At 73.7% G+C, this 21,783-nt stretch carries 14 protein-coding genes and 5 pseudogenes; 11 read left to right on the forward strand and 8 right to left on the reverse strand.

All coding sequences use genetic code 11. The annotated features are described in order from the left end of the window. Window positions 1–43: 43 nt before the first annotated feature. Window positions 44–1,795 carry a helix-hairpin-helix domain-containing protein gene (locus DEH69_RS02875; RefSeq protein WP_113685271.1) on the forward strand — a complete coding sequence of 584 codons (1,752 nt, stop codon included), beginning with the start codon at window positions 44–46 and terminating at the stop codon, window positions 1,793–1,795. A gap of 145 nt (window positions 1,796–1,940) precedes the next feature. Then, window positions 1,941–2,147: a hypothetical protein gene (locus tag DEH69_RS02880; protein WP_113685272.1), complete on the forward strand. Its 207-nt coding sequence runs from the start codon at window positions 1,941–1,943 to the stop codon at window positions 2,145–2,147. Window positions 2,148–2,165: 18 nt separating this feature from the next. On the opposite strand, the gene DEH69_RS02885 is transcribed toward DEH69_RS02880, so the two are convergent. From DEH69_RS02885 to DEH69_RS02920, 8 genes and pseudogenes are all read right to left on the reverse strand, one after another. Then, complete coding sequence (locus DEH69_RS02885) at window positions 2,166–3,440, reverse strand: alpha/beta family hydrolase (protein WP_113685273.1); 1,275 nt, start codon at window positions 3,438–3,440, stop codon at window positions 2,166–2,168. A gap of 107 nt (window positions 3,441–3,547) precedes the next feature. Continuing rightward, the gene (locus DEH69_RS02890; RefSeq protein WP_258534387.1) at window positions 3,548–4,405 is read right to left on the reverse strand and encodes a hypothetical protein; all 858 of its coding nucleotides are present in this window, start codon (window positions 4,403–4,405) and stop codon (window positions 3,548–3,550) included. Between the two features lie 71 nt (window positions 4,406–4,476). After that, window positions 4,477–5,727: a glycosyltransferase family 4 protein gene (locus DEH69_RS02895; protein WP_113685274.1), complete on the reverse strand. Its 1,251-nt coding sequence runs from the start codon at window positions 5,725–5,727 to the stop codon at window positions 4,477–4,479. Window positions 5,728–5,829: 102 nt separating this feature from the next. Continuing rightward, window positions 5,830–8,202 carry a phosphoketolase gene (locus tag DEH69_RS02900; RefSeq protein ID WP_113685275.1) on the reverse strand — a complete coding sequence of 791 codons (2,373 nt, stop codon included), beginning with the start codon at window positions 8,200–8,202 and terminating at the stop codon, window positions 5,830–5,832. 91 nt (window positions 8,203–8,293) lie between these two features. Beyond that, a complete protein-coding gene (locus tag DEH69_RS02905; RefSeq protein WP_113685358.1) occupies window positions 8,294–8,692 on the reverse strand; it encodes a ChaB family protein in 399 nt (132 codons plus the stop codon). A gap of 180 nt (window positions 8,693–8,872) precedes the next feature. Then, window positions 8,873–9,517 (reverse strand): annotated as a pseudogene (locus DEH69_RS02910) (HAD family hydrolase). A gap of 92 nt (window positions 9,518–9,609) precedes the next feature. Further along, window positions 9,610–11,043, reverse strand: a pseudogene (locus tag DEH69_RS02915) (glycoside hydrolase family 30 beta sandwich domain-containing protein); the annotation flags it as partial. Window positions 11,044–11,148: 105 nt separating this feature from the next. Continuing rightward, complete coding sequence (locus DEH69_RS02920) at window positions 11,149–13,656, reverse strand: beta-glucosidase (RefSeq protein WP_113685277.1); 2,508 nt, start codon at window positions 13,654–13,656, stop codon at window positions 11,149–11,151. A 202-nt stretch (window positions 13,657–13,858) separates the two neighbouring features. Here DEH69_RS02920 and DEH69_RS02925 point away from each other — a divergent pair, with 202 nt between their 5' ends. The 9 genes and pseudogenes from DEH69_RS02925 (at window position 13,859) to DEH69_RS02960 (ending at window position 21,781) form a co-directional block, all read left to right on the forward strand. Further along, window positions 13,859–14,542 carry a helix-turn-helix domain-containing protein gene (locus DEH69_RS02925; protein ID WP_309302751.1) on the forward strand — a complete coding sequence of 228 codons (684 nt, stop codon included), beginning with the start codon at window positions 13,859–13,861 and terminating at the stop codon, window positions 14,540–14,542. Between the two features lie 282 nt (window positions 14,543–14,824). Then, window positions 14,825–15,508 (forward strand): annotated as a pseudogene (locus DEH69_RS02930) (sorbosone dehydrogenase family protein); the annotation flags it as partial. Between the two features lie 9 nt (window positions 15,509–15,517). Then, window positions 15,518–15,688, forward strand: a pseudogene (locus tag DEH69_RS32300) (carbohydrate-binding protein); the annotation flags it as partial. Window positions 15,689–15,691: 3 nt separating this feature from the next. After that, window positions 15,692–17,023 (forward strand): annotated as a pseudogene (locus DEH69_RS02935) (ThuA domain-containing protein); the annotation flags it as partial. A gap of 262 nt (window positions 17,024–17,285) precedes the next feature. Beyond that, window positions 17,286–18,347 carry an inositol-3-phosphate synthase gene (locus DEH69_RS02940; RefSeq protein ID WP_113685281.1) on the forward strand — a complete coding sequence of 354 codons (1,062 nt, stop codon included), beginning with the start codon at window positions 17,286–17,288 and terminating at the stop codon, window positions 18,345–18,347. Then, window positions 18,344–19,396, forward strand: coding sequence for an SCO3242 family prenyltransferase (locus DEH69_RS02945; protein WP_258534388.1), 1,053 nt, complete (start codon window positions 18,344–18,346; stop codon window positions 19,394–19,396). The genes DEH69_RS02940 and DEH69_RS02945 overlap by 4 nt, the downstream gene beginning before the upstream one ends. Next, window positions 19,393–20,322, forward strand: a complete 930-nt coding sequence (locus DEH69_RS02950) for a sugar phosphate isomerase/epimerase (RefSeq protein ID WP_113685282.1) — start codon at window positions 19,393–19,395, stop codon at window positions 20,320–20,322. The genes DEH69_RS02945 and DEH69_RS02950 overlap by 4 nt, the downstream gene beginning before the upstream one ends. Beyond that, the gene (locus DEH69_RS02955) at window positions 20,316–20,924 is read left to right on the forward strand and encodes an EboA domain-containing protein (protein WP_113685283.1); all 609 of its coding nucleotides are present in this window, start codon (window positions 20,316–20,318) and stop codon (window positions 20,922–20,924) included. The genes DEH69_RS02950 and DEH69_RS02955 overlap by 7 nt, the downstream gene beginning before the upstream one ends. Continuing rightward, window positions 20,924–21,781 (forward strand): TatD family hydrolase, encoded by an 858-nt coding sequence (locus DEH69_RS02960; protein ID WP_113685284.1) that lies wholly within the window; start codon window positions 20,924–20,926, stop codon window positions 21,779–21,781. Before DEH69_RS02955 ends, DEH69_RS02960 begins: the two co-directional genes overlap by 1 nt. The last annotated feature ends 2 nt before the right edge of the window (window positions 21,782–21,783 follow it).

Raw genomic sequence — 21,783 nt, forward strand, 5'->3', positions numbered from 1 at the left:
GCCCCCGGTCGCGCGCCTTCGCGTGCGCTGCGAGACTGGCCGCATGGCCCGGCCGAACGACGAGGTGGGCGCGCTGCTGCGGGAGTACGCCGACCTCATCGCCATCACCGGTGGAGACGCGTTCAAGCAGCGCGCCTACGAGAAGGCGGCGCGCGCCATTCGCGGCCACCCGCGCGACATCGGGGGGCTCGACGCGGACGGGCTGCGGGACATTCCCGGGGTGGGCGCGTCCATCGCGGACAAGGTCGAGGAGTATCTGCGCACCGGGCGCGTCCAGGCGTTCGAGGCGACGCGCGCGGCCGTGCCGCCCGGCGTGCGGCGGCTGATGTCGATCCCGTCGCTCGGGCCCAAGAAGGCCATGGCGCTGTATCGCGAACGCGGCATCACGGGCGTGGACGAGCTGGTCGAGGCGATCGACGCGGGCAAGCTCGCGGGCCTCTCCGGCTTCGGCCCCAGGACGCGCGAGAACATCCTGCGCGGGGTGGCGGTGGCCAGGGAGACGGGCGGCCGGATGCTGCTCGACGCCGCGCACGACCTCGCGGAGGAGGCCGTGAACGGGCTGGTGGGCGCCGCGGGGTGTGAACGCGCCGCATGGGCAGGGGCGCTGCGCCGGATGCGTGAGACGGTCGGCTCGGTGGACGTGGTGGCCGCCGCGCGCGACCCGGGTCCGGTGCTCGAGGCGTTCACCGCGCTGCCGTTCGCGGCGAGGACGGTGGAGGCGGGCCGGGTGCGGGCGGCCGTGGCCACGGCGGGTGGGCAGCGCGTGACGGTGCGCGTGGTGGCGCCCGAGGCGTGGGGCGCGGGCCTGGCGCACGCGACCGGCGCGCGGGCGCATGTCGCCGCGCTGCGGGAGCGGGCCGCGCGCCGGGGGCTGAGGTTCGCGCCCGACGGGCTGGTGGACGCGGACGCGGGGGAGCGGGTCGCGACCGCGACGGAGGAGGACTTCTACGCCGCGCTCGGCCTCGACTGGGTGCCTCCTACGCTGCGCGAGAACCGGGGCGAGATCGACGCGGCGGCCGAGGGGGCGCTGCCCGCGCTGGTGACCGAGGACGCGCTGCGCGGCGACCTGCACACGCACACGGACCTCACGGACGGCCTCGCGCCGCTGGCCGCGATGGTCGAGGCGGCGGCCGCGCGCGGCTACGCGTATCTGGCGGTGACCGATCACGCGCCCCGGCTGCGGATGCAGCGGATGACGGAGGAGAAGATCCTGGCGCAGCGCGAGGAGCTGCGGGCCCTTGAACGCGGCACGGGCGGGCGCGGCACGGGCGGGCGCGGCACGGGCGGGATGCGGCTGCTGCACGGCGCCGAGCTGAACATCGCCCCCGACGGCAGCGTCGACTGGCCGGACGCGTTCCTGGCGGAGTTCGACCTGTGCGTGGCGTCGATCCACTCGCACTTCGGCCTGGACAGGGCGGCCCAGACGCGCCGCCTGATCCGGGCGTGCGAGAACCCCCACGTCCATGTCATCGGTCACCCGACGACCCGCAAGATCGGCCTGCGCGGCCGGATCGACGCCGACCTCGACGCGGTCTTCGCGGCCTGCGCGCGCACGGGCACGGTGTTGGAGATCAACGGCCACCCCAACCGCCTCGACCTCCACGACGAGCACGTCACGAGGGCCCGCCGCCACGGCGTTCGGTTCGCCCTGGACAGCGACGCGCACAGCACGCGCGAGCTGGCGAACGTCCGCTGGTCGGCGGCCACGGCCCAGCGGGCGTGGCTGCCCGCCGCCGAGGTGGTCAACACATGGCCGCTCGCCCGCCTCCGCCGCTTCCTGCGGGGGAGCGGATGAAGGCGCCCCGTCGTGAGGCGCGCCGCATCCCACGTGCGTGGATCAACGCCGAGCGGCGAGGCGTTCTCCGAACGCCTTTAAGAGGATGGGCGGTAGCGGTTCGCCTCCGGTGAGCCGGGGCCTCGGAAAGGGAAGTGGCGCGCCGATGGATCAGTCGGTCGAAGCGATGGGTGCGATCTGCGCGCGGATGGTGGACGCGTGGAACCGAGGATGCCACGGCCTACGCCTGCGGCTGCTCGCCGTCAGGTGGCGGGACGAGGGCTGGCGGGCCGTGGCGTTGCAGAACGCGCGCGTGGTCTCACTGGAACGCCAACTGGCCCTGGACGCCATCGAGTCGGCGCCCGAGGAGTAGGGCGGTCCCTGGGCCTCCTTATCTCGCCGACGGGCTTGTCCGCAGCCGGTCGATGAACCAGTCGCGGGCCAGCTCGGCGACCTGGGACAGGGCGCCGGGCTCCTCGAAGAGATGGGTGGCGCCCTGGACCGTCGACAGGCGGGTGGGGGCCTGGAGGGTCCGCTGGGCCTCGCGGTTCATCGTCAGGACCTCGGGGTCGTTCTCGCCGACGATCAGCAGGGTCGGGGCCTGCACCTCGGGGAGGCGGTCGCCCGCGAGGTCGGGTCGGCCGCCGCGGGAGACCACCGCGCCGACCCGCGGGTCGCCGTCCGCCGCCGCCCACAGCGCCGCCGCCGCGCCCGTGCTCGCGCCGAAGTAGCCGAGCGGGAGCGAGGAGTCGAGCCAGCGGGTGGCGGCGGCGAGGCGGTCGGCGAGCAGCGGAACGTCGAACACCTTCGACCGGTCGCCCTCCTCCTCGTCGGTGAGCAGGTCGAACAGCAGCGTGCCGAGGCCCGCGGTGTTCAGTGCGTCGGCCACGAACCGGTTGCGCGGGCTGTGCCGCCCGCTGCCGCCGCCGTGCGCGAACACCACCATCGCCGACGCGCCCTCGGGCACCGTCAGCTCGCCCGCGAGCCGCACGGGCCCGGCCTGCACGGTGACCTCGCGCGAGCTGCCGCGGGCGAGGAAGGCCACCACCTGCTCGTTCGTGGTGGGGGCGAAGTCGCGGTAGAACTGGCCGACCGCCATGAAGTCCGACACGGTCTTTGGGCACACGCACGCGTCGGCGTCCCCGCCCACGCGCTCCCGCCAGTCGTCGGGCGCCACCGGCACCGCAAGGATCACCCGGCTGGCGCCGCGCGTGCGCGCCGCCCGGCACGCCGCGCGCGCCGTCGCGGCGGTGGCGATCCCGTCGTCCACGATCACCACCGTGCGGCCGCTCACCGAGACGGGGGGCCGCCCGCCCCGGTACTGGCGGGCGCGACGGGCCAGCTCGGCGCGTTCGTTGCGCTCGACCTCGGCCAGCTGGTCGTCGCTGACACGCGCGGTGTTCATCACCTGCTGGTTGATCACGCGCGCGCCGTCCTCGGCGATGGCGCCCATGGCCAGCTCGGGCTGCATCGGCAGGCCGAGCTTTCTGACCACGCCCACGTCGAGCGGGGCCCGCAGCGCGGAGGCGACCTCGGCGGCCACCGGCACCCCGCCCCTCGGCAGGCCGAGGACCACCACGTCCTGGCCCCGCAGATACGTCAGCTCCCGGGCGAGCCGCCGCCCCGCGTCCACGCGGTCGGCGAAGATCGTGCCGCTGCCTCCCATGCCGCTACCTCCCTGCTCCTCGCCGTGTGCCTGCCCCTCCATCGAACCCCCTCGGCGCCGGGACCGCGCGGCGAGAGCCCTGGCGCCACGGCGCTGGCCGCGCCGGCCTACCGCGCCGAGACCTGGACGGCCAGGTCGTTGTCCAGCGTGTAGTAGGGGCGGATGGTCACCCGGCCCAGCTCCGTCGTGGGGTAGACAAACACCGTCTTCTTGTCCGCCACGTCGTCGAGCAGCCGCGCCACCCTCACCCGTGCGGCCTTGCCGCCCGGCTTGAGGTAGACGTCCCAGTACGCCGGGTCGGGGCCCTGCACGTCATGCGGGATGTCGGCGTAGTCGGCGCGGAAGGTGAACGCGCCCTCCCCCTCGTCGGCAAGGCGCGTCTCGACCTGGGGGCCGCCCTTGCCGCGCCGCTTGAGCAGCGCCCGCGCGCCCCGGCCGATGCGCGCGCCCAGCAGCCGCCCCGTGACGGTCAACGCCCCGTCCCGCACGGTGAGATCGCCCGCCTCGGCGTGGGTGGGCCGCCGCCACGCGCGGATCGAGAAGTATCCGTCCTTGGTGGCGTAGGGGACGCGCGCCTCAAGCGGGAGCACCGGCTCGGGGAAGCCGCCCGAGGCGAGGATCCGCAGGTCGCGGGCCCCCGGCACCACGCGAAGCTCGCCGCCCGTGGTGCTGCCGCCCGGGGCGACCCAGACGTCCCAGCGGCCCTCGTCGAGGACGGGCCCCGTGCCGTTCAGCTCGGCGCGCCAGCGGCCCGGCTCGTCGGGGGAGGGGGCGAGGCCCACCTCGTGCGTGGGCCGGTCCGCGACGGCGACCTGCTCGGTGCCGCGCTTGGGGCGCAGCCGCAGCAGCAGCCGAGGCCGGTCGGCGCCGCGCAGCCCGCCCACCTCGAGCGTGAGGGTGCCGGTGGCGTCCACCGCGCAGTCGGCGCGCGGCAGCTTGTCCTTGGGGAGGTCCGTGGCGTTCACCGACGTGGCGTTCACCGACGCGTCGTTCACCGATGAGGGATTCACCGAAGAGGGATTCACCGAAGAGGAATTCACCGCTTGACCTTTCGTAGGGTCCGCAGGGGGGCGAAGGCGAGGGTGAGGGCCGCGTCCTTGAGGGCGTGGACGCTGGCCCTCCGGCGGAACGCGCCGGTGATCCGGCCGCGCGTGGTCTTGCTCCGCAGCAGGTCGTCGAACAGCTCCTCGGCCTGCTCGACGATCGGCCCCGGGCCGTAGCGGCGGGAGCGGGCGAGCGCCGCGGCGCCCATGCGGTGGCGCAGGGCGTCGTCGCGGATCAGGTCGAGCAGCGCGCCCGCCAGGGTCTCCTCGTCGCCGACGGGCACGAGCCTGCCGTCCACGCCGTCCTCGATGATCTCCGCGGGCCCGTAGGGGCAGTTGGTGGAGACGACGGGCAACCCGCAGCGCATCGCCTCGACGATCGTCATGCCGAACGGCTCGAAGCTGGAGGTCACCGCCGCGATCGAGCCCTTGACCCACTCGGCCTCGATGGGGGAGTAGGCGCCCATGAGGTGGACGTGGTTGTAGAGGCCGAGCTCGTTGATCAGCGCCCGCAGCCTGTCGTGCTCGTCGCCCTTGCCGTAGATCCGCAGCCGCCAGTCGGGCCGCTCGGCCACGACGCGCGCGAACGCCCGGATCAGCAGGTCGTGCCGCTTCGAACGGACCAGGCGGCCCGCCGCGATGACGATGCGGCCCTCGCCGTCGGCCGGGGCGAGGCGCGGCTCGGGAACGCTGTTGGGCAGCGCGGTCACGCGCACGCCCGGCATCCGCATCTTGCGCCGGTAGGCGTCGGCGTCGGCCCGTGTGACCGTGGTGATCGCGTCAAGGCGCGGATAGACGGCGCGCAACGCGTTCCGCAGGGCCGGGGGGTGGCCGTCGAGCGTCAGGTGCTCCTGGCCCACCAGCGCGGCGCGGCGCGGGCCCTGGAGGGCGAGATGAACGTTTAGCCCGGGCCGCGTGCCGATGATCACATCGGACGTGAGCCCGCTCAGGCACTCCTCGATCCGCTGGTCGGTCAGCTCGCTGTACTGGTCGTAGCGGTACTCGGAGGCGGGGAACACCTTGGCGGGGCGCTGCCGCAGCGGGTGGTCCTTCTCCACCCGCTGGTCGGTCAGGGCGCGCAGTCGCACCTTTGTGTCGAGGGTGAAGTTCGGCTCCTCCCGGTGCCGGTGCACGGAGATGATCTCCACCTCGTGCCGCTCGGCGAGCGCGCCCGCCAGGTTGAACGTGGTCTTGATGGTCCCTCCGATCCCGTAGGCATTGTGGAGGAGGAAGGAGATTCGCATGTGGACATAGACCCTTGGAGGCAAGCGCACGGTTGCCCGGCGTTCGGCTTGAGTTCACACATCCGTTCACCTGACGGATGGTCACTTGAAGGTAGCGCAGAGTCAGGCGCGCGCTCGCCAGGTCCAGTCGGCCACTTCGGGCAGGTCGACGCCGTGTTCGGTGATCCACAGGCCGTGCCGGTAGCGGACGTCGGCCATGTGCTGGCGGACGTGGGCGGCGCGCACCGCGAGCCCGGGCACCCGGTCGATGACGTCCATCACGAGCCGGTAGCGGTCCATGTCGTTGCGCACGACCATGTCGAACGGCGTGGTGGTGGTGCCCTCTTCGTGGTAGCCCCGCACATGCAGGTCCGCGTGGTTGGCGCGCTTGTAGGTGAGCCGGTGGATCAGCCAGGGGTAGCCGTGGTAGGCGAAGATCACGGGCCGGTCCGTCGTGAACAGCGCGTCGTAGTCGTGCTCCGACAGCCCGTGCGGGTGGTCGTCCGACGGCAGCAGCCGCGCGATGTCCACCACGTTGACCACGCGCACGGCCAGTTCGGGCAGGTGGCGGCGGAGCAGGTCGGACGCGGCGAGCACCTCCTGGGTGGGAACGTCGCCCGCGCAGGCGAGCACCACGTCGGGCTCGCGGTTGTCCGCCTCGGAGCCCGCCCACTCCCAGATCCCGGCGCCGCGCGCGCAGTGCGCCCTGGCGTCGGGCAGGCTCAGCCAGTCGAAGCACGCCTCCTTGCCCGCCACCACGACGTTGACGTAGTCGCGGCTGCGCAGCACGTGATCGGCGCACGCCAGCAGGGTGTTGGTGTCGGGCGGCAGGTAGACGCGGACGACCTCGGGGCTCTTGTTGAGCACATGGTCGACGAATCCCGGGTCCTGGTGCGAGAAGCCGTTGTGGTCCTGGCGCCACACGTGCGACGTCAGCAGGTAGTTCAACGACGCGACCGGGCGCCGCCAGGGCAGCTCGCGCGACGAGTGCAGCCACTTGATGTGCTGGTTGGCCATTGAGTCGACGATGTGCACGAACGCCTCGTAGCTGGAGAACAGCCCGTGCCGCCCGGTCAGCAGATAGCCCTCGAGCCAGCCCTGGCACAGGTGCTCGGACAGGATCTCCATCACCCTGCCGTCGCGCGCCAGGTGCTCGTCCACCGGCAGCGTCTTAGCCTCCCACGCCTTGCCCGTCGCCTCGTAGACGGCCTGGAGCCGGTTGGACGCGGTCTCGTCGGGGCCGACCAGGCGGAAGTCGCGGCGTTCGCGCGTGGCCTCCATCAGCCGGGCCAGCAGCGTGCCGAGCACGGCCGTCGGCTCGTGCTGGCCCGAGCCAGGCGTGGTCACCGGCACCGCGCACGACTCGAGCGGCGGCACGGGCAGCTCGCGCAGCAGCAGGCCGCCGTTGGCGTGCGGACTGGTGCCAAGGCGCCGCTCTCCGGCCGGGCACGCGGAGCGCACGAGGCCGACGGGCCCACCGCGCTCGTCGAACAGCTCGCGCGGCCGGTAGGAGCGCAACCAGCGCTCCAACTGGCGCAGGTGCTCCGGGTTTTCGCGCGCCGCCGCGAGCGGGATCTGATGGGCGCGCCACGTGCCCTCGACCGGAAGGCCGTCCACCTCGGCCGGGCCCGTCCAGCCCTTGGGCGTGCGCAGCACGATCGCGGGCCAGCGCGGGCGGCGCGTGGCGCCCTCGTCGCGCGCGGCGCGCTGGAACGCCGCGATCCGGTCGAGCGCGGTGTCGAACGCGGCGGCGAGCTCCCTGTGCACCGCCTCGGGGTCATCGCCCGCGACCATCAGCGGGTCATGGCCGTAGCCGCGCAGCAGCTCGGCCAGCTCGGACTCGGGCAGCCTGGCGAGCACGGTGGGGTTGGCGATCTTGTAGCCGTTGAGGTGCAGGATCGGCAGCACCGCGCCGTCGTGCACCGGGTCGAGGAACTTGTTGGCGTGCCACGAGCCCGCGAGCGGGCCCGTCTCCGCCTCGCCGTCGCCGACCACGCACGCCGCGAGCAGCCCGGGGTTGTCGCACGCCGCGCCGTACGCGTGGGCCAGCGAGTAGCCCAGCTCGCCGCCCTCGTGGATCGACCCCGGGGTCTCGGGCGCGGCGTGGCTGGGCACGCCGCCGGGGAACGAGAACTGCTTGAACAGCCGCCCCATCCCCGCCGCGTCCCGCGTCACATCGGGGTAGGTGGCCGTGTAGCTGCCGTCGAGCCACGCGTTGGCGAGCACGGCTGGCGCGCCGTGGCCCGGGCCCCAGACGCAGATCGCGTCCAGGTCACGGGCGTTGATCACCCGGTTGAGGTGCGTGTGGATCAGGTTGAGCCCGGGCGATGTGCCCCAGTGGCCGAGCAGCCGCGGCTTGATGTGCTCGGGGCGCAGCGGCTCGGTCAGCAGGGGGTTGGCGAGCAGGTAGATCTGCCCGGCGGCCAGGTAGTTGGCCGCGCGCCAGTGGGCGTCGAGGGCGGACAGCTCGTCGTGGCTCAGCTGGGTCTCCGGCATCGACGTGGCCCCTTCCGTGCGGGCGTCCCTGGGTCCCGGACCGTCCCTCAAGGACCGTCGCGTGAGGACCGTCCCGTTCCCTGGCGCGTTCCTAGCGCGCCTTCCTGGTGCGCGAGCGGTTGGCCTTGCGGACCGCGTCGAGCAGCTCCGACTTGGCCATCCGGGAGCGGCCCGCGATGTCGAGACGCCTGGCCACCTCGTACAGGTGCTCCTTGCTCGCGCCCTCGTCCACGCCCTCGCCGCTGCGCCCGCCGCGCTGGCGGGGGCGTGCGGATCGGGGGTCGGACGGGCCCTTGCGGCCGCCCTCCTTGCGCTCCCAGTGGTCGCCGACCTTCTCGTAGGAGTGCTTGAGCGCCCCATAGGCGACGCGCTGGGCGCGCTGGCCACGCCCGTACTCCTTGAGCGCGGAGTCATGGGCCTTGATCCAGGTGCGCTGGGCTCCGGCTGGTGAGCGTTCCAGGGGCGAGGGGAGATCCTTGCGTCCCGGCACGGTCATCACCTCCATGCGAGTTCCGTGCGTGTCGTGTCTGACCGCCGCGAGTACCCCGTGCGGGGGCGGCGAAACGGGAGAACGGCGGGTGGAGGCCCGTCCCCGGCGTCGGAGGCCGCCCGCCCCCGCGTTCAACGGGCCCCGCGCCGGTGGTAGGGGGTCCAGCGGGCGGCCCCGAGTTCACTGGAGTGCCCGGAACCGTTCTTCCAGGTCCGTGACGCGCTCGGCTCGGCGGCCCATGAGGTACCCCGTGGTGTGCGTGCGCCGCACTTGGCGCAGGAGAGCGTGCGTCACTGTCTTGGCCACGGCGGCGCGGAGGCGCGCGACAGAACGCACCGGGCCGTCGTCTGGGGCGTCCGCCCAGAGATGCCCCCACGGGCCGCGCCTCAGGTGGGCCGTCAACAGGCCCATCTCACGTGCGGGGAACACGTCGTTGACGGGGTGATCGCCCATGTACAGTCCACAGGCAGGTCCAGCGCCCGCAGCAGCTCCCCGGCCCGGACCGTCTGGTTCCCGGCCACGATCACCCGCACCCCGAGATCGCGCAGCGTCGTCAACGCCGACCGCACGTCCGGGTAGAGGTCGCTCTCCTCCAGACGTTCCCCGCGCCCGGCGGCCTCCCTCGCGGCGTACTCAGCCTCCAGATCGATGCCTCGCCTGAGCAACCGAAGCGCCTCGGCATTGTCCCCGGCCCCGCGCGACCACCGACCCGACCAGCGCCGAGAGCGTATGGCGGGACACCCCCAACCGGTCTGCCCACGCGGCCCAGTACCGGTCGTCGCGGGTGAGAGTCTCGCCGATGTCGAGCGCCACGCATCTGATCACGAAGCAAGCCTAGGGACACGACGAAGCGGCCCCGCCCGCGGCGGGCGCACTTCGCCGGTGTCCCGCCGCGAGGCGACGGCTCACGCCGGGGGGCCGTCCCACACATATGTGCCGACGGCGCCCGCGGGGAGGGCCGTGGACAGGGAGAGGCCCGACTCGGTGATCGAGAAGCGCTGCTCGGAGTCCGTCGCGTTCACGACATAGGCGACCCGCTGGCCGTCCGGGTTCTCGAACACGACGTTCTGCACGCCGCCAGGGCCCTGGCTGGTGGAGCCGATGCGGACCGCGCCGGGGTCGACGAACTTCGACAGGTGGCCGAGCACGTAGTACTCCGCGCCCCGGGTGACCCGCGCGCCGTCGACCTCGACCACGCCGTTGCAGCGGCTGTCGCAGTGGCCCTGGTGGGGGCCGCCGTTCGCGTCGAGGGCGAGGTTCCAGGTGATCACGGTCTCGCCGCCGTTGCGCATGTTGCGGACCACCAGGTTCTCGGCCTGCCAGCGCAGGCTGTCGCTGAACGTCTGGGCCGGGGTCGCGCTGTCCGTGCCCGAGCACTCGGTGAGGAAGACCCGCGCGCCCGTCGCGGCGATCCCGGACTGCGACTCGGGCTCGCCCCCGTAGCAGTGGAACGCCGCCCCGATCACGCGGTCGATGTCCCCGGTGGCGGCCAGGACGTCGAGGGGGTACTGCGGGGTGTCCCAATTGTGGTCGTACGCCAGCAGGTTGGTGGGCAGCCCGGCCGCGTCAAGCGCGCCGTCCAACACCCGCAGGAACTCCGCCTGTTCGGCCGCGGTCATCGACATCGAGGGGTAACTCGTCGCGAACTGCGGCTCGTTCTGCACGGTGAGGTCGGTCAGCTCGATGCCCTCGGCGCCGTACTCCTGGATCGCGCGCACCAGGTAGTCCGCGTAGGTCTGGTGGTGCTCGGGGCGCAGACTGCCGCCGTTGAGCGAGTCGTTGGTCTTCATCCACGCGGGCGGCGACCATGGGCTGCCCATGAACCGCAGGTCGGGGTTGACGCCGGTGGCCTGTTGGAGCAGCGGGATGATCTGCTGCCGGTCGCGGTCGATCGAGAATTGCCCCGGGGTGTCCTCGAAGGTGTAGAACGGGCCCGAGTTGAAGTCCGTGCTGCCCAACGGCTGCCGCAGATAGCTCAGTCCGATGCCGTCGCCCGCGTCGGAGAACAGCGACGCCATGAGCGAGTCCCGTTCGCCCTGGGGGAGTTGGTCGATCAGGCTGGCCGAGGACTCGGTGATCGAGGCGCCCGCGCCGGTGAACGGCTGGTGGCGCACGCGGGAGTCCACGCCGATGTCGATGGCCTCGGGGGCGCCGGTGAACGACGCCTCGCCCCGCTGGGCGAGGCGCGTTCCGCCGTCGGACGTGGTCAGCCAGACGTCGGCGGTGGTGTCGGCGGCGCGCGCGGGCTCGGCGAGTCCCGCCGCGGCGAGCGCGAGACCGGCCGCGAGCACGGCGAGGCGGCGCGCGTGGACGCGGGTGCGCGCGCGGACGCGGACAGGGGTGCGGGTCATGGGGCGGCTCCTTCGGTGTGGGGGGTCCTCAGGGAAGGAAGTGGGGAGGCGAGCGCCCTTGCGGCCGCCCCGGTGGGGCGGGGACGGCCGCCGGTTCGGGAAGGGCTACACCTCCACGTCGGTGACCAGGCGCAGGTCGCGGCTCGAACGCCCGATGTGCAGGCGGTAGCGCCCGCGCGGCGTGCGCCAGGCCGCCGCGTCCGGGTCCCAGACGCGGAACGCCTGGCCCGGCACGGTCACGGTGACCGGCGCCGACTCGCCCGCGGGGACGCGCGCGCCCGCGAACCCGGCGAACGTCAGCACCGGGCGTTCCGGCCCCTCGTCGGGCGACTCGACATAGACCTGCACGACCTCGCGGCCCTCGCGCGGCCCGGTGTTGGCGATCCTGACGGTCAGCCGCAGGTCGTCGCCCGCGGCCGGGTGGCCAGCGGCGGCCGCGACCGAGTCATAGCGCCACGTCGTCCAGCCGAGGCCGTGGCCGAACGGGAACGCCGGGGTCAGCCCGGCGCGGTCCCAGCCGCGGTGGCCGATGTCAAGGCCCTCGGCATAGGTGACAACGCCGTCGACCGGGCGGGCGTGCGGCACCGGGACGTCGTCGGCGCGCGCGGGCAGGGTGCAGGGCAGGCGGCCCGCGGGCTCGGCGCGGCCGAGCAGCACATCGGCGAGCGCGTGGCCCGCCTCCTGTCCCGGCAGCCACGCCCACAGCAGGGTGGGCACCTCGTCCTCGGTCCAGGGCAGCACGACGGGGGCGCCCGCGTTGACCACCACGACCGTGCGGGGGTTGGCCGCGGCGACGCGGGTGACAAGATCCACCTGGTGGCCGGGCAGGTCGAGCGAGGTGCGGTCCCAACCCTCGGACTCCACCTCCTCGTTGGTGCCGATGACCACCACGGCGACATCGGCGCGCGCGGCCTCGGCGACCGCATCGGCGATCTCGTCCGCCACGCTTGGCCCCGGTGGCCTGTGGCGCAGATGGAGCGTGATCAGTCGGCCATAGCCCTCGGCGTCCACGACGGTCAGGTCGAACTCCAGCCGGACGCGCCGCGGTTGGTCGCCGACGGTCACCTCGACACGGGTGCCGGGCGGGTGGTGGTGGGTGGAGTCGAGGACGACCTCGACGCCGCGGTCCTCGTCGCCCGACGCCACGACCTCGCCGTCGACGCGCGCCGTGAAGCGGCCGACCGCGCCGATCTCGATGTCGTGCAGACCCGGCTCGCTCAGCGTCAACTCCCCGCGCAGCACCACACGTTGGGTCTCGGCGGGGTAGTCGTGGAAGCCGCCCCAGTCGCCCGTGCGGCGCGTGACGCCGCCGATCCGCTCGCCGTTCGCGTCGACGAAGTCGGCCGTGATGCCGTCGCCGAGCAGCCCCGGGTCGGCGAACGGCGCGTGCGCGCGGTCGTCGCCGCCGCGCAGCACCGTCAGCGCCACGCCCGCGGGCAGCGCGTTCCGCAGCCCCTCTTCGAAGCCCACGGTGCGCACCGCGGGGACGAAGGCGCTGCCGCCGCCCTGGTAGTAGGGCGCGACCGCGTTGGGCCCGATGAGCGCCACGCGGCGCAACGCGCCCGCGTCCAGCGGGAGAAGCCCTTCGCGGTCGCGCAGCAGCACGGTGGAACGCGTCGCCACCTCGCGAAGCAGCGCGAACTCCTCGTCGGTGGGCCCTGCGGGGGGCGCGGGGCGCTCCAGTGGGGCGCCGGGCTCGGACAGCCGCCCCACGTGGCGCGCCAGGCGCAGCAGCCTCAGCACCTTGTCGTCCACGACGGACTCGGGCACCTCGCCCGCGCGCACCGCGGCGACCAGGGCGTCGCCCCACGGCCCTTCGGGGCCCGGCATCACCAGGTCGAGGCCGCCCATGGCCGAGGCCGCGGTGGTGCGGGTCGCGGCCCAGTCGCTGACGACAGGCCCGCTGAAGTGCCACTCGCCCTTGAGCACCCCGCGCAGCAGGCCCAGGTGCTCGGTCATGGGCGCCGCCTCGGAGCCGTCGTCCACGCCCGAGTAGGCGGCCATCACGGTCCACGCGTCGGCGTCGGCGACCAGCGCCTCGAACGGCGCCAGATACACCTCGCGCAGCGTTCGTTCGTCCAGCTCGACGCGGTAGCGCGTGCGGTCGGTCTCGGAGTCGTTGGCCACATAGTGCTTGGGGCACCCGGCGACGCCGTTGCGCTGGAGCCCGCGGACCAGGCCGCCCGCGATGGCGGCCGTGAGCAGCGGGTCCTCGGCGACATACTCGAAGTGCCGCCCGGCCACGGGGGTGCGCTGGAGGTTGACCGCGGGGGCGAGCAGCACGTCGACGCGCTTGCGGCGGGCCTCGGTGGCGAACAACGCGCCGAGCCGTTCGGCCAGTTCGACGTCCCACGCGGCGCCGACCGCGCTGGGGGCGGGGGCGAGCAGCCCGGTGGCGCCGGGGATCTCGCCCGTGCCGCGCACCCCCTGGGGTCCGTCGGACATCACCACGGGGTGCAGGCCGATGCGCGGCTCGGCGGGCAGGGCCCACAGCGTCGCCCCGGTCAGCAGCCGCACCTTGGCCGCGACGTCGAGGCCGCGCACCCGGCGCGCCAGCTCGGCGTCGTCAGGGGCGGCCGCCGAGGCGGCGGCCGGGGTGGAGAGCGAGGTCATGGGCGGTCCCGTCCTTGTGCGATGGGGTGGTCGGCTGGGTCGTAGATGGGTTGCTCCAATACTCGATGAAAGCAGACCTACCAAGTGCTTAGTAAGGTGCGTCCGGTTCCGGAACCGATCCGGCACGCCGAAGGACACACCGATGGGGGTGTGTCCGCAGAGCAGGGAAAGCGGGACTCGTATGCCTCCTTCGCGCCCACCGATGAGCTCGGCCGACGACGGCGACGACAGCGACGACAGCAAGGACAGCGACGACAGCAACGGCGGCAACGGCGGTGCCCGGGGCGCGCCGAGGGCGCGGGGCGACCGGCAGCGCCGCCGCGACGAGATTCTTCGCATCGCCATGGAGACCTTCGCGACCCGCGGCTACCACAACGCCTCGCTCGCCGAGATCGCCGACCGCGCGGGCCTGACGCAGGCGGGCGTGCTGCACCACTTCCGCTCGAAGGCCGGGCTGCTGACGGGCGTTCTCGATCTGCGGGACCAGTCGGACATCGGGACCCTGGGCGAGGAGCGGCCACGAGGTCTGGCGTTCCTGCGGCACCTGGTGGAAACTGCCGCGCGCAACGAGGAGCGCGAGGGGATCGTGCGGCTCTACGCCGTCCTCTCCGCGGAGAGCGTGACGGAGGGCCACCCGGCGCAGGACTACTTCAGGTCACGCTACGCGGGCCTGCGCGGGCTGCTCGTCGACGCGCTCACCGAGGCCGGTGAGCTGGGCGAGGTCGACGAAGGGCTCGATCCCGTGGCGGCGGCGAGCGCCGTGATCGCGGTGATGGACGGCCTCCAGGTGCAGTGGCTGCTCGCGCCCGACGCCGTGGACATGGCGGCGGTGACCGAGGTGGCGATCAGCGCGCTGCTCGGTCGGCCGCTGCCCGACGCCGACTGAGAACGCCGAAGGGAAGGCCGACGGGACCCCGGAGGAACGCCAAGGAACGCTGCTTTTCGGACAGTTCGGCCGCTCACTTTGTCCGCGTGGTGGATGAAGTTCGCGCTTCTCGTTTCAAAGGGGTTTCCACTGAGGGAGAAAGTCGTTACCGTCCATGTTGTGTACCGGTCACCACCCGACCGCGTGGTCCGACCCCTCCTCTGACGGCCGCGCGGTTCCTTCGGCGCGGCGGCGCGCGCCCAGCGAGAGAGCTCGACCCCCACCCCGTGCGCTCAACGGAGGATGCGCGTGCACCGGAAACTTCACCAGGCCACAGCCGCGCTCGCGGGTTCGCCGCTCGCGGCGACCGGCGTGCTGGCCTTCGACACCGCGACCACGTCGGCCCAAGAGCCGCCGCCCGACGTGGCCCAGACGCAGTTCCAGCAGGTGACGCTCGTCAAGGGCGAAGCCGAGATGGGCGAGCCCATGACGCTCGCCGTGCTCCCCGACCGCTCCGTGCCGCACATCTCGCGCGACGGCACGCTGCGGCGCACCGACGCGAACGGCAGCACCAGCGTCGCGGGCCAGCTCCCCGTCTACGGCCACGACGAGGAGGGCCTGCGAGGCATCGGCGTCGACCCCGGCTTCGAGAGCAATCGTTTCATCTGCCTCTACTACGCGCCCCCGCTCGACACCCCAGGCGGCGACGCGCCCGCCGATGGCTCGGCCGCCGACTTCGCGCCGTTCGACGGCGTCAACCGGCTCTCCCGCTTCACGCTGAGCGACGACAACACCCTGGACCTCGACAGCGAGACGGAGATCCTGGATGTCGCCGCCAGCAGGGGCCAGTGCCGCCACGTCGGCGGCGACATCGACTTCGACGCCGAGGGCAACCTCTACCTGTCCACCGGCGACGACCCCAACCCGTTCGCCTCCGACGGCTTCACCCCGATCGACGAACGCCCCGACCGCAACTCCGCGTTCGACGGCGGGCCCGCGCTCGGCGCGGTCGACGTGCCCGCCACCGGCGGCTGGGACCAGTACGTGGACGTGAGCACCACACTTTCCGGGCAGCCGGATGGTACGACCACCCTCTACCTCACCTTCAGCGGCAGGGCGGGCGGCCTCCTGGACATCGACGACTTCACCTTCTCCACAGGGGAGTAGCGCATGACCGACCGGACGAAACGCACACGGCGGCTCGCCTCCTGGGCCGCACTCGGACTGCTCGGCACGGCCGTCCTGCCCTCGGCGTCGGCCTCGGCCGACCCCACGGCCGCGCCCCAGGAACCCGCCTACGACGTGCTCGTCTTCTCCAAGACGGCGGGCTTCCGGCACGACTCCATCGAGGAGGGCATCGCGGCGATCACCCAGCTCGGTGCCGAGAACGACTTCACGGTCACCGCCACCGAGGACGCGACGGCGTTCGACGAGGCGAGCCTGGAGCAGTTCGAGGCCGTCGTCTTCCTCTCCACCACGGGCGACATCCTCGACGACGCCCAACAGGCCGCGTTCCAGGGCTACATCCAGGGCGGCGGCGGCTACGTCGGCATCCACGCCGCGGCGGACACCGAGTACGACTGGGAGTGGTACAACGGCCTCGCCGGTGCCCTCTTCCACTCGCACCCGCACATCCAGCCCGCCGACGTGGTCGTCGAGAACCGGGCGCACGACGCGACCGCCCACCTCGGCGAGACGTGGCAGCGCACCGACGAGTGGTACAACTACCGCACCAACCCCCGGGCCGACTCCCACGTCCTGGCCTCGCTCGACGAGTCAAGCTACGAGGGCGGGAACATGAACGGCGACCACCCGATCGCCTGGTGCAAGGAGTACGACGGGGGCCGCGCGTTCTACACGGGCGGCGGCCACACCGAAGAGTCCTACAGCGAGCCGGAGTTCGTGCGCCACCTGCTCGGTGGCATCCGCTGGGCCGCGGGGGCCGCCCAGGCCGACTGCCGCCCCGAGAGCGGCTACACGCCGCTCTTCGACGGCTCGGGCGCCGAGGGCTGGGCACAGGCCGGGCCAGGCTCGTTCTCCCTCGACGAGGACGGCAGCCTCACCAGCGTCGGCGGCATGGGCCTGCTGTGGTACGAGACGGCCGAGTTCGCCTCGTACTCGCTCAAGCTCGACTGGCGCGTGGAGGGCGACGACAACTCGGGGATCTTCGTGGGCTTCCCGCCATCCGACGACCCCTGGTCGGCCGTCGACAACGGCTACGAGATCCAGATCGACGCCACCGACGCCGACGACCGCACCACGGGATCCGTCTACGGCTTCCAGTCCGCCGACATCGAGGCGCGCGACGCCAGCCTCAACCCGCCGGGGGAGTGGAACACTTATGAAATACGCGTCGAGGGGGAGCGGCTCCAGATCTTCCTCAACGGGACCCTGATCAACGACTTCACCAACACCGACCCGGCGCGTAGCCTCCAAGGCCACATAGGCATTCAGAACCACGGTGACGGCGACACCGTGTCCTTCCGTGACATCCGCATCCAGGGGGACATCCGCATCCAGGGGGACATCGGCATCCAAGAGCTGACCCCCTAGCACGTACCCAGCACATCCCCCATGCCCGTCGACGCCGCGAGGGGCGGCGGCGACGGCCCGGCCCGTACAGCCGGGAAACGGCGGCGCGGGTGGTGACGCCGAACCCACCCCGCCGTCGGCACTCCGGTGCCCGGCCGCGTACCCGTACGCGGCCGGGCACCCCTCCGCACCACCCGCCTTCCGCACCACCCGAGAAAAGGGAGGGCCCCCCGTGTCCACCGCATCCACCGAACGCACCGGCCTCTGGCTCATCGGGGCCAGGGGCTCCGTGGCCACCACCACCATCGCGGGCCGGGCGGCCCTCGCAGCCGGGCTCTGGCCGCCGACCGGTCTCGTCACGGCGCTCCCGCCGTTCGCCGCCTCGGGGCTGCCCGACCTCGACCACCTGGTCATCGGGGGCCACGACATCGCCGACACGCCCCTCGCCAAGCGCGCCGATGAGCTGGTCGCGGGCGGCGTCCTCCCCCATGGCCTCCCCTCCGCCATCGCCTCCGAACTCGCCGCCGCCGACACCGAGATCCGCTACCCGCACGGCGATCCCGCCCTGGACATCGCCGACTTCACCCGCCGCCACGGCCTCGCCCGCACGGTCGTCGTCAACGTCGCCACCGTGGAGACCGACCCCTCCGTCTCCACCGGCTACGCCAACGCCGCGATCGACGCGGGCTGTTCATATGTGAACTTCACCCCCGCCACCGGCATGCGCGGCGAGGGCCTGGCCGAACGCGCCACCGCCGCGGGCCTGCCGTTCGCCGGGCGCGACGGCAAGACCGGGCAGACGCTGCTGCGCGCCGCGCTGGCCCCGATGTTCGCCCAGCGCGCCCTCCACGTCCGCTCCTGGTCGGGCACCAACCTGCTGGGCGGCGGCGACGGCGCGGCCCTGGCCGACCCCGCGGCGGCCGCGGCCAAGAACGCGGGCAAGGAGCGGGTCCTCGACGACAACCTCGGCGCCCTGCCCGAGGGCACCGTCCACATCGACAACGTCCCGGCACTCGGCGACTGGAAGACCGCCTGGGACCATGTCGCGTTCGACGGCTTCCTCGGCACCCGCATGGTGCTCCAGACCATCTGGGAGGGCTGCGACTCCTCGCTCGCCGCGCCCCTCGTGCTCGACCTGGCCCGGCTCGTCTCCCGCGCCCACGCGGTGGGCCTCGCGGGCCCCGTGCCAGGGCTCGGCTTCTTCTTCAAGGACCCCGACTCGGGATCCGCCGCCCTCGGCGACCAGTGGCGCGAGCTTGTCGCGCTGGCCGAGACGCTGCGGACCGGATCGTGAGCCCCACCGCCAGGGCCTGGGCCGAACTGCTCCGCGGGCCGGCGGCGTTGACGGTGCCGGGCGACATCATCGCGGGCGCCGTCACGGCGGGCGGTGCGCCCCCTCGGCGCATCGCCATGGCCGCGGGGGCCTCGGTGTGCCTGTACTGGTCGGGGATGGCGCTCAACGACTGGGCCGACCGGGAGCTCGACGCCGTCGAACGCCCCGAGCGCCCGCTGCCGTCGGGGCGCATCGCGCCGCGCGCGGCGTTCGGCGCGGCGGCGGCGCTGACGGCGGCGGGCCTCGGCCTGGCCGCCGCGTGCGGCAGGACGGCCGCGACGACGGCCACGGCGGTCGCGGCCACGGCGTGGGCCTACAACCTCGGCCTGAAGAACACCCCCGCTGGCCCCGCCGCGATGGCCACCGCCCGCTCGCTCAACGTCCTGCTGGGCGCGGCCACTTCGGGCGGCACCCCGCCCACGGCCCTGCGGCGTTCCGCCCTCGCCGCCGCCCACACGTTCACGCTGACGGCGGTCTCACGCCACGAGGTCGGCGGCGCCCCCCGCGCGGTCCCGCTCGCCGCGGCGGCGGCGACAACGGCGATCACGGCGGCCCTGATGCCCCGCCGCGAGGCGGCGGTCAACCCGCGGAAGGGGGGCTGGCCTCCCCGAGCCCCGCGCCTCGGCGGCGCGACCGCCGAGTCACGAACGCTGCCGCGCGCGTGGCCCGCGCTTGCCCCCGGCGGCAGCCGGAGCGCCGTCGCGGCGCCCGGCCGCGCAGCGGCCGTCGCCTCCGCCCGTCGGGTCTCCCGCCCGGAGGGCATGTCGCTCACCTGGCCGGAGGCCGTGTGCGCTGCCGCCTATGCCGCCACCGCGCTGCCGCCGCTCGTGCGGGCCGTGCGGGAGCCGACCGGGGGGCGCATGCGGCAGGGGGTGGTGGGCGGGCTCAACGCCATGCTGCCGCTCCAGGCCGCCCTCGTGGCCCGCGCCGGAGGCGGCCTCGCCGCGCCCGCCCTGCTCGCCGCCCTGCTCGCCGCCAAGCGGCTGTCCAGGAAGGTCACCCCGACATGACCGAACTCCGCTTCGCCTACGGCACCAACGGCCTCGCCGACCTGCGCCTGACCGACGCCGTCGCCCTGCTCGCCGACCTTGGCTACCGTGGCGTCGCGCTCACGCTCGACCACATGCACCTCGACCCGTGCGCCCCCGACCTGGCACGGCGCACCGCCGACGTCGCCCGCGACCTGGAGCGGCACGGGCTCGCCGTCGCGATCGAGACCGGCGCCCGCTACGTCCTCAGCCCCACCGCCAAACACGGCCCCAGCCTCCTCGACCCCGACCCCGAGGCCCGCGCCCGCCGCACCGCGCTGCTCGTGGACGCCGTGCGGGTCGGCGCCGACCTCGGGGCCACCGCCGTGCACTGCTTCAGCGGCCACCTCCCGCCCGGCACCACGGAGGACGCCGCCTGGCCGCGCCTCGCCGACGCCCTCACCCCCGTCGTCGAGGCCGCGACCGCCACGGGGACGCCGCTCGCCGTCGAGCCCGAGCCCGGCATGCTGCTCGACACGCTGGCCGCGTTCCACCGGCTGCGGGCCGAGCTCGGCGACCCCGAGGCGCTGCGCCTGACCCTGGACATCGGGCACTGCCACTGCCTCGAACCCGACCCCGTCCCCGAGTGCGTCACCGCCGCCGCGCCCTGGCTCGCGCACGTCCAGATCGAGGACATGCGGCGCGGCGTGCACGAGCATCTGCCGTTCGGCGACGGCGAGATGGACTTTCCGCCCGCGCTGGCCGCGCTCGCCGCCACCGGCTACGACGGGCTCGTATCCGTCGAGCTGCCCCGCCACTCCCACGCGGGACCCGACCTCGCCCGCCGCTCGATCGCGTTCCTCACCCGGGCACTCGGGACACTCGGGACACTCGGGACCCGCGCACCCGGGACCCGCGCACCCGATCAACTCCCCACCGCCAGCCGGGAGGCACCCGCACCATGCTGACCGACCCCGACCTCACCCCTGAGGGCCGCGCCTGGCTCGACGGCGTCCTGGGCACCGAAGGCTGGGAGACCGCCTTCACCGCCGCGGGACGCCACGTCGGCCGCGGCCACGCCACAGCCGCCCGCGTCGAGCTGCTGCGCGTCGCCCGCCCCGACGCCGCGATCCTGACCCGCATCTACCAGCGCGGCGACGCGGCCGAGCGCCTCGCCGTGCTGCTCGCGCTCCCCGAACTCCCCCTGGGGCCCGAGGCGTTGCCCCTGGTCGAGGACGCCCTGCGGGCCAACGACGCCCGCCTGATCGCCGCCGCGCTCGGCCCGTACGCCGCCCGCCACCTCGACCAGCACCTGTGGCGGCACGCCGTCCTCAAGTGCGTCTTCATCGGCGTCCCCGTCCACCAGGTGGCCGGGCTCGCCGACCGCGCGGACGCCGAACTCGCCCGCATGGCCCGCGACGTCGCCGCCGAACGCGCCGCCGCTGGCCGCCCCGTGCCCGACGACGTGCCGCACATCCTCAGCCTCGTCCCCGACGCCCCCGGCACCCTCGACGTTCCCTCGTCAACCTCCCCTTCGTCCCCTGGCAACCCGCCCGTGCAGGAGGCGTGATGCGCATCTTCGATCCCCATATCCATATGACCTCCCGCACCACCGACGACTACGAGCGGATGCGTGCGTCCGGCGTGACCGCGCTGGTCGAGCCGTCGTTCTGGCTCGGCCAACCCCGCACGTCCGCCGCCTCGTTCGTCGACTACTTCGACGCCCTTCTCGGCTGGGAGCCCTACCGCGCCGCCCAGTACGGCATCTCCCACCACTGCGCGCTCGCCCTCAACCCCAAGGAGGCCAACGACCCGCGCTGCACGCCGATCCTGAAGGAGCTGCCGCGCTACCTGGAGAAGGACAGCGTGGTCGCCGTGGGCGAGATCGGCTACGACTCGATCACTCCCGCCGAGGACGAGGCCCTTGCCGCCCAGCTCGAACTCGCCGCCCGCCATGGCCTGCCCGCCCTGGTCCACACCCCGCACCGCGACAAGCTCGCCGGTCTGACACGCACCATCGCCGTCGTGGCCGAGTCCGAACTTCCGCCCGAACGCGTGGTGTTGGACCACCTCAACGAGACCACCGTGGACCGCGCGGCCGAGTCGGGCTGCTGGATGGCGTTCTCCGTCTACCCCGACACCAAGATGGACGAGGCCCGCACCGTCGCCGTGCTGCGCCGCCTCGGCCTCGACCGGATGCTGGTCAACTCGGCGGCGGACTGGGGCAAGAGCGACCCGCTCAAGACCCGTAAGGTCGGCGACGCCATGCTGGCGGCCGGGTTCAGCGAGGACGACGTGGACCGCGTGCTGTGGCGCAACCCCGTGGAGTTCTATGGCCAGAGCGGCCGACTCGACCTAGGCGAGCGCGAGCGGCCCGACCTGTTCGAGGGCAACTCCATCGCGCGCGGCGCCCCATCGGGGCGGTGACC

The organism is Streptomyces sp. PT12, assembly GCF_003311645.1.
Taxonomy (GTDB): domain Bacteria; phylum Actinomycetota; class Actinomycetes; order Streptomycetales; family Streptomycetaceae; genus Streptomyces.